Source organism: Psychrobacillus sp. FSL K6-4046, from assembly GCF_038624605.1.
Taxonomy (GTDB): Bacteria; Bacillota; Bacilli; order Bacillales_A; family Planococcaceae; genus Psychrobacillus.
The window spans coordinates 814,400-831,498 of sequence record NZ_CP152020.1; the positions used below are offsets into that span (position 1 = coordinate 814,400).

Below are 17,099 nucleotides of genomic sequence, written 5' to 3' on the forward strand. Positions count from 1 at the left end.
ATGAATAAAGTAAAGGATAATATTTTACGCGGTCTCTTATGGTTTTCGGCTTTTATATCGGTTGCTATTCTAGTTGTGATTGTTGGCTATATTTTCTATAAAGGCTTTCGATTAATCAGTTTCGATTTTATATTCGGCGATTATTCTCCTACTGAAGGAGGAGGGATTTGGCCGATGATCGTCACGACGATTTATTCGATTCTTATCTCACTCGCTATTGCTACACCAATTGGTATATTAGCAGCCGTGTATTTACACGAGTATGCAAAGCAAGGTCGACTAGTGAAAATTATTCGCTATGCAACTGAAAGTTTAACAGGGATTCCTTCTATTATTTATGGATTGTTTGGTGCGGTATTCTTTGTGGCAACGTTAAAGCTTGGTATGTCTATTATTGCGGCATCCCTGACATTAACGATTATCGTTTTACCAGTCATTATCCGGACGACGGAAGAGGCATTAAAAACGGTACCTAACACGTATCGAGAAGGCTCTCTAGCACTCGGGACAACGAAGCTGCAAACACTTTATAAAATTATTTTGCCAAGTGCGATGCCAGGGATATTGTCAGGTATTATTCTTTCCATCGGACGAATTGTGGGAGAGTCGGCAGCGATCTTCTTAACAGCAGGAACAGTTGCTGCGATGCCGGATAGTATTTTCTCTTCAGCACGTACGTTAACGGTACATTCTTACTTAGTTACACAGGAGACGGGAAATATTGAATTGGCAGCAGCCATTGGTATTGTCCTGATCGTGATCATCTTAGTCCTTAACTTGTCTGCAACTTATATATCGAAGAAATTCAATAAGGCAAATCATTAAACGAAGGAGACCAATATGAAGAAAATACTTTCTAAATCTACCGCTGAAAGCTCTGGTGCAATTACAACTACTGAGCAATCAAAAATTAATGTGTATGACCTGAATTTATTCTACGGGGAGAAGCAGGCGTTATATGGTGTTTCCTTAGGTATCCAGGAGAAAGAAGTAACCGCATTGATTGGCCCCTCCGGCTGTGGTAAATCTACATTTCTACGTACGTTAAATCGTATGAATGATTTAATTGATGGCGTGAAAATCACTGGGAGAATTGTTATTGATGAGGAAGATATATATGCAAGTCAGGACGTTATCAAGCTTCGTACAAAGGTAGGAATGGTTTTCCAAAAGCCGAACCTGTTCCCGATGAGTATTTATGACAACGTAGCTTATGGACCACGTATGCAAGGCATTAAAAGCAAGAAGGCTTTAAATGAAATCGTGGAAGAAAGTCTTCGTGGGGCTGCGATTTGGGATGAAGTGAAGGACAGATTAAAAACGTCTGCTTTAGGACTTTCCGGTGGACAGCAGCAGCGTGTGTGTATCGCTCGTGCGATTGCCATGAAGCCAGATGTCATTTTAATGGACGAGCCAACTTCTGCACTAGATCCAATTTCAACGCTTAAGGTAGAAGAGCTTATCACACAAATGAAAAAAGATTACACGATTGTGATCGTGACACATAATATGCAGCAGGCAGCTAGAATCTCTGATAAAACAGCATTTTTCTTAAATGGAGAAGTCATCGAGTACGATCAAACTGACATTATCTTTTCAACACCAAGTGACTCTCGAACAGAAGATTATATTACTGGTCGTTTCGGATAATAAGAGGGGAGAAGGAAAATGATACGCGAAAACTTTGAAAATAACATGCAAGAGCTAGAAAACAAGCTAGCTGAAATGGTGAGAATCACAGAGGAGCAGCTAGAATGCTCCTATCAAGCATTAGAAACACAGGACATCGAGCTTGCTTTAAAGACAATTGAAAAAGACAATACGATCGATGACATGGAAAAGGAAATAAACCAAATGGCTATTTGGTTTATCTCTAAAGAACAGCCGCTTGCTCGTGACCTACGCCGAATCATTGGCGTGCTGAAAATATCAAGCGACATTGAGCGCATCGCTGACTTTGCAGTTAACATCTCCAAGGCAACCATTAAAATAGGAGAGCGCCCATCGCTGTTACACATGACAAAGCTTGACCCGATGAAGACGGTTTCCATTACTATGCTACAAAAATCGTTGAAGTCGTTTGTTGATGAAGATATTGCCCTTGCGAAGGAAGTAGCCGACCTGGATGACCTAGTCGATGCGAACAGTAGAGCTAATTACCAAAATCTCATTCAATATTTAAGTGAGCATCCCGAGGACACAGCCCAGCTAGTCCAGCTCCTATTCATCAACCGTTTCTTAGAACGCACAGCCGACCACATCACCAACATAGCAGAAAGTACGGCTTATCTGATTAAAGGTAGGATGTATGATTTTAACTAATTGGAAAAGCCGATAGAAAGAGTTAATCTCTTTTTTATCGGCTTTTAATGTGTGTATATAACAAGGCACCCTAAAATATGTTCATGGAAGAAAAAAGCTAATTTATTACTTTCCGAGATAAATCAATTATTTGTTTACCATCAGTTGGCCCTATAACTGTAACAAGTGGAATAAGATTAATAATAACATTTAGATACGATACAAAAATAAAACTATCCAAATAGTTTCGGAAGACAAAGAATTCATATCCAGTTAAAAAATGAAGTGTCAAAGCAGATAGTAAATTAAAGAGAACCCCACCGAGGTAAAAGAACATTTTTTTGTTTTTGCTTAGTATTTCGATGTTCTCAGGGACAACCCGACCGCCGGCGAAATAAGCAGTTTTAATGAAAAAAACATTTTTCTTCCACAATACATTGCCATTTCCGATTGCAAACTCCTTTACTGCCCCTCCGAATAATTTCAAAAAAAATGCATGACCTAATTCGTGAATTAGAGCGATAACTGGAAAAATAAATAATGTTATAATGACAAAATTTACTATGAAATCCATTTTCGTCCTCCTTTTTAAAATTATTTACGCAAATAAAAGTAAAAAGTTTCAACTTTTTCTCTAATTAAAGGGAGAAGTGAAATAAATTGAGGGAAATATTTTCAACATTGACTGCCCCTAACTGTACTGGAGAAGAAATATCTTTTGAGCTTGATAGATTTAACAAAGCGGTTAAAAAATTATTTAAACGTAGAAATGTGGCTCATTTCTTTAAAGGGTGCATTCGTAAACTAGAAGTGACAACAGGTCAAGAGCAATATATTCCTCTACTTTATAGTCCTTCGCAAAAGGTTGCAAATTTATAAAGCTATTGAATGTCTGATTACCCGTTAGTATCCAATAACGGATTACTTATCGTCTGTCACATAATTTGGTGTAAATTTTCCTGCTTTCTCCCTGGCCGAACAAAAAGACTGAAATTGTTTGACCTTCGAGATTCAGGATATTTGTAATTTTTTTATGAACAATCGTAAGTCTAGGTTGTTTTGTGTTTTATGTATTTTCGTATTCTCACTTATGAAATATGGATAGATTAACTTCTTCTATCGAAGTACTTGTTCAACCATTAGTATTGTTTTTTCTAAAACACTTTTAGTTGATAAAACTATAGAATGGAATATGATATAATAGTGTAGGCTTTATGTGAGGATATTCACTAAGAGTATAACTTTAAGTGTTTGGATAACATAAGAGCATATAGATTTTGGATATTCCAAAGGAGGAACACGTAAGTGAGTTTAAAATATGCAATTATCGGGTGTGGACGAATCTCTCCTAATCATGTTGCTGCAGCTATAGAAAATAATTTAAATATTGTGGCGTTATGTGATGTGGACGAGAGCAAAATGGATGCAACAATTTCCATGTTTGAGCTTCCAGAAACAGTGAAGAAATATACGGATTACAAGGAAATGCTTCAGCAGGAATCTCCTGAGCTAATCGGGATTTGTACAGAAAGCGGAAAGCATGCACAAATCGCTTTAGATTGTATCGAGCATGGCAGCAATTTAATTATCGAGAAGCCAATCGCATTATCTTTAGAAGAAGCAGATCAAATCATCGCTTTAGCTAAAGAGAAAAATGTTAAAGTAAGTGCTTGTCACCAAAACCGCTTTAACAAGTCTGTTCAAAAAATGAGAGAAGCTGTTGAAGAAGGTCGCTTTGGTCGATTACTTCACGGTACTGCTCATATCCGTTGGAACCGTGGGGAAGATTACTATACACAAGCTCCATGGCGCGGAACTTGGGAGCAAGATGGCGGCGCGTTGATGAACCAATGTATACATAATATTGACTTGTTACGTTGGATGATGGGCGACGAAATCGTAGAGGTTGTTGGAATGACGGATAACCTTATGCACGGCTTCATCGAAGCAGAAGACCTTGGTATGGCTCTAGTTCGCTTTAAAAATGGTAGCTACGGAATTATCGAAGGCACAACGAATATCTTCCCTAAAAACCTAGAAGAAACACTATATGTGTTCGGTGAAGAAGGTACCGTTAAAATCGGTGGTAAGTCTGTTAACATCATTGAAGAGTGGATGTTCGCTGATGACAAAGATAACTCAGAAGAAGTAAAAGCTAAATATTACGAAAATCCACCATCCGTTTATGGATTTGGACACAACCCACTATATACAGACGTAATCGAAGCTATTAAAAACGATAGAGATCCTTATGTAACAGCAGTGGACGGTAGAAATGCACTTGAGCTAGTGTTAGCTATTTATAAATCAGCTGCAGAAGGTAAGAGTGTTAAACTTCCATTGGAAAAATGTAGCACAATGGACTTTGCAGGAAGATTTTCAAAATAAATATATTTTAGCAGCCGGAGTTTCACTTCGGTTGCTTTTTTTAATTAAAAATAGAATAAAATACCTTTTTCTTACTGAAACATTTATAATAGAGTTACTATTGTTTAGAAAGAAAGAAGGAGATCACTTGTCTTCAATTAATGAACAACTTTACAATTATTTGATTGAAAATTCTCCACATATTTCCCAGCAGTGGCTAGAGGAAAAAAGAAATTTTACTGATCCTTTTTATTCAAATAATCCTAACCCTTCAATAGATGAACTGTTGAAGGAACAGAATGCATTGACGATTAGGACAGTTGCCACTTCCTTATTGGATGAGAAAACATTTTCCGAGCTATTAGAGACATGGGCTGAAACAGTCGCAAAAAATAGAGTAGAAAATAATATAGCAATTCATAATGTGATCGAGGCACTTAACAAGACGAGAGAGATTATTTGGAGCTATGTAGAACGTTTTGTTCAAGGTCAAGCAGGAGGTATTACAACTAAAGATGTTTTAAAGTGGAGCGCCATTTATAATCAATCCTTTGACCGATTAATCTTTGAATTCTCTAAACGCTATTATTATCTGTTTACGACTCGGCTTAATGCTCAACAAATGCTAATACGTGAATTGAGCAGTCCTATCATACCTATACTAGAAAAGGTTGGTGTCTTGCCAATCGTTGGGGACGTGGATACATATCGCGCAAAATCTCTAAGTGATGAGATTCCACAAAAGTGTATAGAGCTTGGGTTAGACAAGCTGTTTATTGATATTTCCGGAGTTTCTATAATAGATACAATGGTTGCCAATGAGCTGTATAAGTTTATGGAGGTTTTAAGCTTACTAGGAATTCGTCCATATATTTCGGGTATTCGCCCAGAGGTGGCACATACCTCTGTCCAGCTAGGACTAGACTTCGGTAAGATTTCTACATTCAGTTCGTTAAAGCAAGCCTTGCTTCGGACAGGCGTTTATAAAAATATGTAATGTTTAATAGCAGCTGGAGCTATAGCTTTAGTTGCTTTTTTGATAAGAAAAGCTTTAAAGGTGAGGTTATATGTCGAAAATTTGGTCGTATTTAGCAGTGGTTTTATGGATGGGGTTAATCTTCTTTTTCTCCAGTCAGCCAGCTGATGATTCAAAGGAATTAAGTACAGGGGTAACAGAGGTAATTTTATCAGTGGTGGAAGCTGTTGCTCCGGAGTCGGATTTATTTGTTGATCATTTACATCATTTCGTACGAAAGAATGCACATTTTCTTATTTATTTTGTATTGGGAATATTGGTTGTCCGAGCGTTCCGGTTAAGTGAGATTCAAGGTAAGAAAAGTATCGTATTTGCTTTAGCTATTTGCATTGTTTATGCGATTAGTGATGAGCTTCATCAGCTGTTTGTCCCTGGTCGAGGAGCGCAGGTGAAGGATGTATTGATCGATAGTACTGGCGCATTTGTTGGAATCATAATATATAGTTGGCTAAAGGGTTTGCGGAGGAGTTCAAAAGCATAGATTTGGGGGTGGCTTTTATTTCACAGGGAAAAATTGATATTCAGAGATACATAGATTCTCCAGAAGAAATCCAGCGACTATATAAAAGAACATTGTGGATAGTCGTTTTGTCACAGGTTTTTGGAGGAGCAGGATTGGCAGCTGGAATAACAGTCGGGGCTTTGATTGCTCAGGATATGCTAGGGACAGATAGCTATGCAGGTATACCTACTGCCCTGTTCACGTTAGGGTCAGCAGGAGCGGCGTTAATGGTTGGTAGGATGTCACAGCGTTATGGTAGGAGGTACGGCTTGTCCGGCGGATTTATCGTCGGTGGTATTGGTGCCATTGGGGTAGTTGCTGCTGCTATGACTGACAGTATCATCTTACTGTTTGCCTCCTTGTTAATATATGGTGCAGGATCAGCGACAAACTTGCAGGCTAGATATGCAGGAACGGATTTAGCCACTGCCAAGCAGCGAGGTACTGCCATTAGTATTGCGATGGTATCGACCACATTAGGGGCATTTGCGGGTCCAAATTTAGTAGGGGTTATGGGAAGGTTTGCTGAGTCTATAGGGGTTCCATCTCTTGCCGGGCCATTTATATTGGCGGCAGCTGCCTATTTATTGGCTGGAACAATTCTTTGGGTTTTATTGCGACCAGATCCGTTAGTGATTTCGACTGCTATTAATAAGCAGGTGGAACAGGATACTTCAAGTGTAGAAGAGGAAGTAGAGGATAGGAGAGGTATTTTCATCGGGGCTGCCGTTATGGTCATCACTCAGGTCGTGATGGTTTCCATTATGACAATGACTCCCGTGCACATGAGGCATCATGGACATGACTTGAACGCAGTCGGTCTTGTCATTGGCTTTCATGTGGCTGCGATGTATTTACCCTCACTTGTTACTGGGATACTAGTTGACCGTTTTGGTCGTGTGGCGATTGCGGTAGCTTCTGGATTTACACTGCTGGCTGCAGGGTTAGTGGCAGCATTTGCACCAGGTGACTCTTTAGGAATGCTTATTGTGGCGCTTGCTTTACTTGGGCTAGGCTGGAATTTCGGATTGATCAGCAGTACTGCTTTGATTGTAGATTCCACCGTACCTGCCACTCGAGCGAAAAGACAAGGGTCGATTGACGTGTGGGTGGCGCTCGCTGGTGTTTCGGGTGGCGGCTTGTCTGGTGTGATTGCGGCTCAAACTAGCTATATGATACTTTCGTTAGTGGCCGGGATTGTGTCCTTCGTGCTAATTATTAGTTTGTGTAGGGTTCCAGAACAAGCTTGGAAATTTTATTGGAAGAACTGAATGGAAAATTGAGCTGTCTTGTTAGGTGAGTACACCTGAGGAGACAGATTTTTTGTGTTTTATGACAATCAAGCTCTAGTTTACGACAATGAAGGGCTAATTAACGACAATGATCAAGTATTTTAGGACAATCAATTCATAGATTACTACAATCCCATTCCTATCTCCCGGTTGCTCAAAATTTGTTTAAGTAAAGCTTCCTTTCCCCAAAAAATTTCTTTTCTGGTTGCATAGTCTATTAAAAATTTCCCTTTATTATTTATAAGCATTCCGAGATCTTATTTACTTAGCATTAAACGCTATTTTATAGTCTTTAGATTTTATAAACTACAAAATATTTAACACATTTGCTCCACTAATAAAAAGAAATTAGATTATTACAAAATTTTAATATTTTCATAATTGTATTTAACGATTTTTCGTGCTATGGTAAGAATTGACATTAATATTTTTTTATTTCTATTTATTGTAAAAATAGTTTAAGTGAGGAATTGCCTATTTATTTATTATAAAAAATGGAGGGATATCATGAACAACAAGATGAAGAAATTTGTCATGGCAGTCTTACTCATCACGTCTATACTGGCTTCAAGCAATGTAGGGTATGCAAACGGTTCACTACAATCTATTGTGGATCAGGCAAGAAAAGACATGAAGGAGGCTGCATATTCATATGTAGTTCCTGCACAAAACGGTACTGTTGCAACTAGCGCAGAGTTGTATCCAGCATTAAATTTAGCGAAGATGAATTATCAAAAAGCGAGAAGTGCTATACAAAAAGCTAACGTTAGTAACAGGGATGCTTTATTAAAAGATTTAGATGCTTTATACGAGGAACGTATTTCTAAAGGAATACTACCTTATATTGATGCTTATAATTACACAGACAAGTACTTAAACTCTATAATGGCGGACATAAAAAAGGCAGAGAGTACTAAGGACTGGGAAAAGGTTGAGGCTCTTTATCATAAGCTTTCTGTCCAGCTTAAAAGTAGAACAGTTATCCTTTACCGTTTTTCTGGGAAGGCAGCTAGAGATCTATTACTAGACCAATATAAGGAGCCTGCAAATCAAAAACGAGATCAGCTGATGATACCTGTCACTATTTACATGAAAGTGAAGGAAGCGGATAAGCTACTTGCAGCAGGGAAAAAGGAAGAAGCTATTAAAATATTAGAATCTATTAAGCCGTTAGTTATTCGTTTACCTTCTCCTAGTGATTTACCTATGGTGAAGGAGCTTATCGATAAGGTGACAGAGGTATCGAAAAAAGCGGGAATGGATATTATTATTCCAACTCCGATGCCTGCTCCTACCCCAAAAGCGCCAGCGGCTACAAATATACCTGCGATGAACCTAAAGGTAGGACAATCAAAGTCCATTAATTTGATGGATTACTTCTCTGATCCAGATGCGGATGAGCTGACGTTTACGTCCACATTAGGAACGATCAAAGGGTCAGTATTAACTCTTGATCTGGAAGCGGGTACGTACATTGTAGGAGTTACTGGATCAGACGGCGATAAAGAAGTAACTACGCAATTCAGTGTAGTTGTCTCAGCAGCAGGCTCGCCGACAGATAATTATTATAAGGATGCTCTTGGTAAAGAAGGTGCTGCGCTAAAAGCTGCCCTTCATGAGATTATTGATGACCATACTCAGCTTAGCTATTCTCAGGCTTGGGATGCATTACGGGAAACAGATGAGGACCCGAAAAATAAAAATAATGTGATCTTGTTTTATTCCGGGAAATCCCGCTCTAAAACTGCCAACGGAGGAAATGTAGGACAGTGGAACCGCGAGCATACGTGGGCTAAGTCTCATGGGAATTTTGGTACAAGTAAAGGTCCTGGAACAGACATCCATCACCTTCGTCCCACGGACGTTCAAGTGAATAGTGCTAGAGGGAACCTAGACTTTGATAATGGCGGGTCGCCAGTTAGCGGCTGTGATGGCTGCTATAAGACGAAAAATTCCTTTGAGCCACCAGATAGAGTAAAGGGTGACGTTGCTCGTATTCTTTTTTATATGGCTACACGGTATGAAGCAGGAGATCGAGTAGATTTAGAGCTAAATGAAAAACTAAACAATGGCTCAGCTCCTTTTCATGGCAAGCTTTCTGTTTTGCTAGAGTGGCATGAGCAAGATCCAGTAGATGAATTTGAACTTAACCGAAACAATGTTATCCAAGAGTGGCAGGGGAATCGTAATCCATTTATCGACCATCCAGAATGGGTGGAGTTAATATGGGGAGAAGCTGGTTCTTTAGCTCTTCCGAAAGCTTCATAAGCCATAGTAAAAGACTGGACCCCTTCAAACAGGGGGTCCAGTCTTTTAGTTACTGGAAATTTTCGCGACATCAATGAATTTGCATGAGTAGTTCGAGTTGGCCAAGGTTAACATCTAATTTTAGGTGGTTTACGACAATCATGGCTTAGATTACGATAATTCCACTCCTGAATGCGACAATGAGCGCCCGGATTACTACAATCAAGCTCAGGTTTACGACAATCGCCCCGAAGATTACGACAATCCCAAAACTGCTCACCGGTCAAAGTGACTTTTACGACAATGAGCGCCCGGATTACTACAATCAAGCTCAAGTTTATGACAATCGACCCAAAGATTACGACAATCCCTAAACCGGCTCACCAGTCAAAGCACTTTTACAACAATGAGCGCTCGTATTACTACAATCAAGCTCAAGTTTACGACAATCGCCCCGAAGATTACGACAATTCCAAAACTGCTCACCGGTCAAAGTTAACTTCACAACAATCCACCCTATCCTACAATTAAAAAACCTGGACCCATATAAAGGAGGTCCAGGTTTTTATTATTTACGTTTTGTTAAGCGACCAGCAAGGAATGCAGCTGCTGCTAGTCCAATAACGGTGTTTGTTTTTTTATTGAATACTTGTTTGGTGACAAGTGCTAAGTTTTGTGGGCGTTCTGCTAGACGGCGCATGAAGTATCCATACCAGTCACTACCAAAAGGTACGTATGTACAGAAGTTGTATCCTTCTTTTGCTAGTTGAAGCTGCATGTCCTTGCGGAAGCCGTAAAGCATTTGGAACTCGAATTTATCGTTAGGGATATCATTGATTTTAACAAATTGCTTCACATGATCAATCACGTTATGGTCGTGAGTCGCAATGGAGGTGAACTTGCCGTTTAGCAAATGATACTCGATCAATTGGATAAACTTACGATCAATCTCTGCTTTATCCTGATATGCGATGTTAGCTGGCTCTTTATAAGCACCTTTAACGATTCTTAAACGATAGTTTTTATATTTCTCAATATTTTCAACTGATTCATGGAAGTAGGCTTGAATTACTGTACCAATATTATCGTGCTGTTCGCTTAGTTCCTCCATTAGCTCAAAGGAAGGATACAAACGGCCATAGTCTTCCATATCGAAGTTGACGAAAATATCGTATTCGTCCGCCAAGGCAACGATTTCTTTTAGATTTTCATAACAAAAATCTCGATCTATATCTAGTCCTAGCTGTGAAGGTTTTAAAGAGATATGTGCATCCACACCATGTTCATGTATTGCGGTAATAACCTCTAAGATTTGCTTCTTAGCAGCAGTAGCCTCTGATTTTTCGAACACGAACTCACCTAAATTATCAACCGTACAGGAGATTCCCTGTTGGTTTAGTTCTTTAATGCTCTCAATCGTTTCTTGAATATTAGTTCCTGCAACAACACTTTGTGCACCCATTTTTAAACCATATTTTTGAGCTGCACTGTTGAGTGTACGGTTTTCAGATAAAGCGATAAAAAAGTCACGTAATGCCATCTAATATCTCTCCCTCATGTTCATCAATCAATTTCTCAAGCATTATAACATATATTTTAATATTGTGATAAATTTATCTTTTTTTAATATAAATATATTTTAGCGTAAATCCCTATATGACGGGGTTTATTATTAGAAAATAATAAAAAAATAAAATTATATGAATGCAATATACTTTTCAAAACATATTAAATATTATATGTTTTAAGTTAAAGAAGAAATTAATAGAAAGTGAGGACAAGTATGGATCAGTATATTTTAAGTTTAGAAACAATCGATACACATACGATGGGAGAGGCAACGCGTATAGTTGTCAACGGTTTTCCAGATATTGTTGGAGAGACGATGATGGAGAAAAAGGAGTATGTCAAAGAAAATTACGACCACCTTCGCAAGCTATTGATGAACGAGCCAAGAGGGCATAAAGATATGTTTGGCTCCATTTTAACTGAACCATGTAATGAAAAATGTGATATAGGAATAATTTTCATGGACAGTGGCTCCTATTTGAACATGTGTGGTCATGGTACTATAGGCACCGTTACGATGTGTTTAACTAAAGGGATTATTCCTAAAAAAGAGCTTATCTATGTAGATACGCCTTCTGGAGTTATAGAATGCAGAGCGTATTTTAAGGGAGATCAGGTGGAGAGTATCGAATTTACGAATGTCCCTGCGTTTATCTTACATAAAGGATTATCTATCAAGTTAAATGACATAGGAGATGTATCAGTAGATATTGCATTTGGAGGAAGTTTTTTTGGGATAATCAATTCCTCTGATATAGGGGTCAATATTGACCTATCGGACAAACAAAGAATATTAGAGCTTGCTACTGAGGCAAGGGATTATATCAATCACCATATCAATATTGAGCACCCGACTATTCCAAACATCCGAACGGTGGATTTGATCGAAATTACGAATAAGATTAGTGACAATCATTATAAAAATGTAGTTGTATTTGGAGACGGACAGATTGATCGCTCACCTTGTGGAACTGGAACGTGCGCTAAAATGGCTGCCCTCGAATTAGAACCAGGAGCCTCCATTATTCAAGAAAGTATTATTGGTTCAACTTTTGAAGGAAAGGTATTAGGTAAAACAAAAATCGCAGAAATAGATGCTATTATCCCAGCTATCAAGGGGTCTGCTTGGATTACTGGAGAGCACAGATTTATTCTTCAGGAAGCAGATATTTATGCGGAGGGCTTTGCGATTTAGAGAAGGTTTTTATTTAAAGGGGGCAAAAAAATGGAAAAGAAATTATCGTTTTTTCAAATTGTAGCCATTGGGTTTATGTTATTTGCCATGTTCTTAGGAGCTGGTAATGTGATTTTTGCTCCAGTTCTAGGGCAACAGGCAGGAACCAATACACCGATTGCCATGGCAGGATTCTTAGTAACTGGAGTAGGCTTAGTTTTACTAGCAATAATTGCACTAACTAAAGGTGGAGGAACTGTGGAAAAGCTGGCAAGTAGGGTTTCCCCTAAGTTTGCTGTTGTTTTCTCGGTTTTGCTGTTTTTAACGCTTGGACCGATCTATGTTATACCCAGGACTACCTCGGTAGTTTATGAGATTGCTATTAAACAGCTGATTACAGACAATAGTATGATAGGTTTATTTCTACTTGTCTTTTCTATCATTTTTATCGCTTTGACGGTTTACCTATCATGGGAGACTACTAAATTTGTTGATCGATTAGGCAAGTTAATCACACCTGTCTTTGCAACGCTTTTAGTGATCATCGTCGCTAAATCTATTTTCACTCCGATGGGCTCAGTACATGGACCTGTGGATGGAATGGGCTACGAAACTGCCAGTGATGCATTTTTAAAGGGGTTCACCCAAGGGTACTTTACGATGGACGTGTTAGCAGCGTTTGTCTTTGGTGGGATCTTTATAAAATCAATTGATGCTTTGGGTATTCGCTCTAAAAAGGAAGTATCCAAGGTGTTTATCAAGGCGGGTCTTGTTACTGTGGTTGGACTAGTTCTTCTGCAGGTATCGATGTCTTGGATAGGGGCAACTAGTGTAGATGCAGTAGGCTATACAACAAACGGCGGAGAGCTGATTGCACTTGCTTCACAAGCGCTGTTTGGTCAAATTGGGATTTATTTAATTGGGATTGTTATTTTATTAACTGGTATTACGACGAATGTAGCTTGTTTAGCTGCTGTAGCAGAATACTTTGAGCGGATTATTCCGAAGGTGTCGTATAAGAAATGGTTAATCATCTTCTCGCTAGGGAGCTTAATTATTACTAACTTCGGATTAACTAAAATCTTGACTATGGCTTCACCAATATTAATGCTGCTGTACCCAATTGCTATTGCACTAATTATCTTGATTTTTACGGATAGCTGGTTCAAGGGTTCACGTGCGGTATATGTTGGTACTATTATCGGGGTAAGTATAGTTGCTATCATGGATGCATTAAAAGATGCGAACATCGCGGTGGAAACGCTTAACAATGTATTTGGCTTTATCCCGTTGTTTTCAAACGGAGCAGGGTGGATTGTTACTGGTCTGATTGGTGCAATCATCGGCTTTTTCTTTAAAAAGGAGAAGCAGGAAGAGACCGGGGAACTGCGGGAGGCTTAGTTCGTGTCCCTGTGTCAGGCACAATTCATTTGGATGGAACATGGAGATAGGCGGGTTTCGGGGGAAGTTGTGTGTGTCCCAGTGTCAGACACAATACGCCCAGGCGTACGATAATCTTTTTAATACGAAAAAGCTCCCATATTAGGGAGCTTTTCTTGTCTAGCTTCATCGCCTTGCCCCTCGGGGTCAAATGGATAAAAGCTCCGGTGGCTGAGGAACTGCCTCCTCGCTTTTTCCCATTTGCCTGTCGGGGCAGTGACAGGCGATTCCGCTTTTCTTGATGTCCAGCTTCATCGCCTTGCCCCTCGGGGTCAAATGGATAAAAGCTCCGGTGGCTGAGGAACTGCCTCCTCGCTTTTTCCCATTTGCCTGTCGGGACAGAGACAGGCGATTCCGCTTTTCTTGTGTTTATAAGAATTTTTGGTTGTATAGCAGGATTGCTTTGGCTCTTGATTTCACGCCTAGCTTGCTGTATATCGTTGTTAGGTAAACGCGTATGGTTCCTTCGGATAGAAATAGTTTTTGTGCGATTTCCTTGTTGGTTGCACCATCTACAAGTAGTTGGAAAACTTCCAGCTCTCGAGGTGTTAGTTGGTCTAGTATGCTGCTCTCCGCTTGGCTGCTGCTTTCTATGAGCTGTTTTACATAGCTTAACGGTACCGAATTCCAGCTGGTCTTTTTATGTTTTTGTCGTTCTTTGATATAGGCTTTTAATAATTTTATACTACCCTCCTCATCTAGGAAGGTTCGGACGTAATCATAAGTAGAGCCGTAGCTCAAAGCTTCATGCAATGCGTTCAAGGCGCTGTCCTTATGGTCCATTTCCATTTCACAAATTGCTTCTAACAAGGAAGCTTCTACGATTGTGGATACTTGATCTTCCTCTATTGCTTTAGTTTTCACTTGGATTACAGTCTTTAAGGCTTCTTCTACCTTTGCTGTTGCTAGTAATAATCTAGCATGGACGAGTAACCAAAAAGGTTGTCTCGATTCCGCTTTTCGTAGCTCTGCTTCTGCTCTTAACGTATTTCCTTCTAATAAAAAGCAACGAGCTTTCATCGTGAGTAAAATATTACGCCAATGCTTATCACTTAATGAATCTAATACGTTATCTAATAATGCATGAGCTGCTACGAAGTTTTTATTTAAGGCATAAATTTGAGCCTTTAAAACGTACATGGGAATAAATAATCCAGGATCTTTTAGACTATGACCATACTTTAAAGCGATTTCTAATTCTCCAATGGCAGCATCGATATAATTTCTTTCATACAATGTTTCTGCTGAAGCCCCGTAGCTAAAGAGAGTCATATTTTTTTCCTTAAATTCAGTTTCACGGAATAACTTTGCAAACGGAATAGCTTTTTCTAACGACATAAATCTACCCTTGGATCCAATGCTAGTTCGAGTAAGCTTATGTTCAAATAAGTTAAACCTAATCGGTATTCCATCCCACCTAGAACTAACATAACCTTGGTCTACTTGCCTTTGAATTATTTCTATCGCTTTTTCAATCCCTGTCCCCATGCTAATAAGCGCATATACTTGCAGTGTTGTGAAAATATCAGCTATTCCTTTGTTCTCCTCTTTATCCATCCATTGTTCTAATTGTTGCTTTAGCTCTAACTCATAAATGATTAGACCAGCCTCTTCTAGTTGAAGGGCAGATATTAAGGTAATGGTGTACATCACTAATATTTCATAATTAACAGGGTAATCGTTTCTTCTTAAAGTTTGAATCCAACCTAAAAAAGTGGAGGTTTCTCCATTCTTAAATATTTCTACTAAATGTTCTGTTATCCACGACTCCGCTAGTGTAAAGGCGCCTTCCTGTAAGGCCAAGTCAATCGCACTGTTGATATCACCTTTTAAGTAAAGCAGCTTCGCGGTTTCCAAGATGATGGATGAAACAAATTCCTTTGGATAACGATTTTTAAGTTCAATTTGTAAAGCTTCTACAAATAAATGATGGTAACGAAACATCGGTTGGGCATTGTTTAAACGAACAGTGAAAATTCCCTTGTTTTCTAGTTCTATAAGCATTGCATAGCTATCACTTCGGTTCGTTAGGCTATTACAAATTTCCGGTTCTAAAGATTGTAAAAAAGAAGTCTTCAGAAGAAAATCTTGAATAGATGACGGAAGTGTATCTAGTATCTCTTGCAATAAAAAATCAGTGATCAAGGGCTGTAAAGGGTTCATCTTGTCTAATGTTAATGCATTGTTGGAGTTGGTCCTCATTGAAATACTCGTTAATTGGATGCCGGCTGGCCAGCCTTCTGTGGTGTTTAATACATGATGTAGTAGCTTCTCTTCGAGGTTTTTCTTTTCGTAAAATTGTTCAATTTCCTCAAATGTAAAGCACAGTTGTTCCATGCTTATCTCATTGAGCCAGGATTTAACTCGCCACTTGGCGATTGGAAGGGGGAGATTCTCACGACTAGTTACGTAGACGTGTACGTTGTCAGGTAGATATTCGATTAGTTGGGTAAGCATTTGATGAATCACTTTATTGTCAATTAGATGATAGTCTTCCAACACAATACTGATGGGACGTTCCATTAAACTCATTTCGTTTAAGAAAGAATCAATCAAAAATTCTAACGTGGAAGGATCCTGTGATTGGAACAATGAGGCGAGCGTGTTATACATGTTACTTTCCGTAATATTAGATGTCGTATGAATAACATATTTCCAAAATCGTATCGGATCATTGTCAGATGTATTCAGAGAAATCCATGTAACGGTGTCATTTGTTTGGTTAAACCATTGGCTTAATAGCGTTGTTTTACCGTAGCCTGCTGGTGCTTGAAGAATGGTGATTCTCTTAGAATGGCTTTTTTGAAGTAATTCATATAATCTTTCTCTATCTAATGCTTCTGCTGTAGCTTTTGGTACCGTTGTTTTGGAACTCAACCAGACCATTTGCATCCTCTTTTACCTTCATGGGTTGCTTATACTTTGGAAAACATAAGAATAATTAACTAGTCTCCTTGTAAATCTATTATACTATTAATCTACAACTTTTTATTCAAAAAATTAAAATAATTAACATTCCTCAATATTTTCTGAAAATCATTTCGTATAAGCTTAAGTGGTATGTGTTTTTAAGGGATTTTTGCGAATGAGAAATGGTTTCTTAAAGTAGGTAGGGGGGATACTTGATAAAGTATAGTATATTAATGATTTTTTAAATAATGCACTAAGAAT

The 17,099-nt window shown here is 38.7% G+C and carries 13 protein-coding genes and 2 pseudogenes; 12 read left to right on the forward strand and 3 right to left on the reverse strand.

Going from position 1 to position 17,099, the window contains the following annotated elements; all coding sequences use genetic code 11:
- From pstA to phoU, 3 genes are read left to right on the forward strand one after another with little or no spacing between them, the layout of a single operon-like run.
- Positions 1 to 825: a phosphate ABC transporter permease PstA gene (gene pstA / locus MKY09_RS03895; protein ID WP_342567639.1), complete on the forward strand. Its 825-nt coding sequence runs from the start codon at positions 1 to 3 to the stop codon at positions 823 to 825.
- 15 nt (positions 826 to 840) lie between these two features.
- Entirely contained in the window at positions 841 to 1,650 is an 810-nt protein-coding gene (gene pstB, locus MKY09_RS03900) for a phosphate ABC transporter ATP-binding protein PstB (protein ID WP_342567640.1), read from the forward strand.
- Between the two features lie 18 nt (positions 1,651 to 1,668).
- Positions 1,669 to 2,322, forward strand: a complete 654-nt coding sequence (phoU, locus tag MKY09_RS03905; protein ID WP_342567641.1) for a phosphate signaling complex protein PhoU — start codon at positions 1,669 to 1,671, stop codon at positions 2,320 to 2,322.
- 97 nt (positions 2,323 to 2,419) lie between these two features.
- Here the strand turns inward: phoU and MKY09_RS03910 are convergent, their stop codons facing one another.
- On the reverse strand, positions 2,420 to 2,875 hold the full coding sequence (locus MKY09_RS03910; protein WP_251552644.1) for a site-2 protease family protein: 456 nt from the start codon (positions 2,873 to 2,875) through the stop codon (positions 2,420 to 2,422).
- Positions 2,876 to 2,961: 86 nt separating this feature from the next.
- Between MKY09_RS03910 and MKY09_RS03915 the strand changes: the two genes are divergently transcribed.
- The 7 genes and pseudogenes from MKY09_RS03915 to MKY09_RS03945 all read left to right on the forward strand — a co-directional run.
- Positions 2,962 to 3,180 (forward strand): protein rep, encoded by a 219-nt coding sequence (locus MKY09_RS03915; RefSeq protein ID WP_342567642.1) that lies wholly within the window; start codon positions 2,962 to 2,964, stop codon positions 3,178 to 3,180.
- Positions 3,181 to 3,606: 426 nt separating this feature from the next.
- Positions 3,607 to 4,689 carry a Gfo/Idh/MocA family oxidoreductase gene (locus MKY09_RS03920; protein WP_298470510.1) on the forward strand — a complete coding sequence of 361 codons (1,083 nt, stop codon included), beginning with the start codon at positions 3,607 to 3,609 and terminating at the stop codon, positions 4,687 to 4,689.
- A 127-nt stretch (positions 4,690 to 4,816) separates the two neighbouring features.
- Positions 4,817 to 5,665 (forward strand): STAS domain-containing protein, encoded by an 849-nt coding sequence (locus MKY09_RS03925; RefSeq protein WP_342567643.1) that lies wholly within the window; start codon positions 4,817 to 4,819, stop codon positions 5,663 to 5,665.
- Between the two features lie 70 nt (positions 5,666 to 5,735).
- On the forward strand, positions 5,736 to 6,185 hold the full coding sequence (locus MKY09_RS03930) for a VanZ family protein (RefSeq protein WP_298470512.1): 450 nt from the start codon (positions 5,736 to 5,738) through the stop codon (positions 6,183 to 6,185).
- Complete coding sequence (locus tag MKY09_RS03935; protein ID WP_342568210.1) at positions 6,182 to 7,477, forward strand: MFS transporter; 1,296 nt, start codon at positions 6,182 to 6,184, stop codon at positions 7,475 to 7,477. Before MKY09_RS03930 ends, MKY09_RS03935 begins: the two co-directional genes overlap by 4 nt.
- Before the next feature lie 651 nt (positions 7,478 to 8,128).
- Positions 8,129 to 8,533: pseudogene (locus tag MKY09_RS03940) on the forward strand (S-layer protein); the annotation flags it as partial.
- 504 nt (positions 8,534 to 9,037) lie between these two features.
- Positions 9,038 to 9,766, forward strand: a pseudogene (locus MKY09_RS03945) (endonuclease); the annotation flags it as partial.
- A 547-nt stretch (positions 9,767 to 10,313) separates the two neighbouring features.
- On the opposite strand, the gene MKY09_RS03950 reads toward MKY09_RS03945, so the two are convergent.
- Positions 10,314 to 11,285, reverse strand: coding sequence for a proline dehydrogenase family protein (locus tag MKY09_RS03950; RefSeq protein WP_251552649.1), 972 nt, complete (start codon positions 11,283 to 11,285; stop codon positions 10,314 to 10,316).
- Positions 11,286 to 11,528: 243 nt separating this feature from the next.
- Here MKY09_RS03950 and MKY09_RS03955 point away from each other — a divergent pair, with 243 nt between their 5' ends.
- Together MKY09_RS03955 and brnQ are read left to right on the forward strand one after the other, a co-directional pair.
- Positions 11,529 to 12,509, forward strand: coding sequence for a proline racemase family protein (locus tag MKY09_RS03955; protein WP_342567644.1), 981 nt, complete (start codon positions 11,529 to 11,531; stop codon positions 12,507 to 12,509).
- A gap of 30 nt (positions 12,510 to 12,539) precedes the next feature.
- Complete coding sequence (gene brnQ / locus MKY09_RS03960; protein WP_342567645.1) at positions 12,540 to 13,889, forward strand: branched-chain amino acid transport system II carrier protein; 1,350 nt, start codon at positions 12,540 to 12,542, stop codon at positions 13,887 to 13,889.
- A gap of 408 nt (positions 13,890 to 14,297) precedes the next feature.
- Here brnQ and MKY09_RS03965 read toward each other — a convergent pair whose 3' ends face one another.
- Positions 14,298 to 16,814 carry a LuxR C-terminal-related transcriptional regulator gene (locus MKY09_RS03965; RefSeq protein WP_342567646.1) on the reverse strand — a complete coding sequence of 839 codons (2,517 nt, stop codon included), beginning with the start codon at positions 16,812 to 16,814 and terminating at the stop codon, positions 14,298 to 14,300.
- Positions 16,815 to 17,099: the final 285 nt, after the last annotated feature.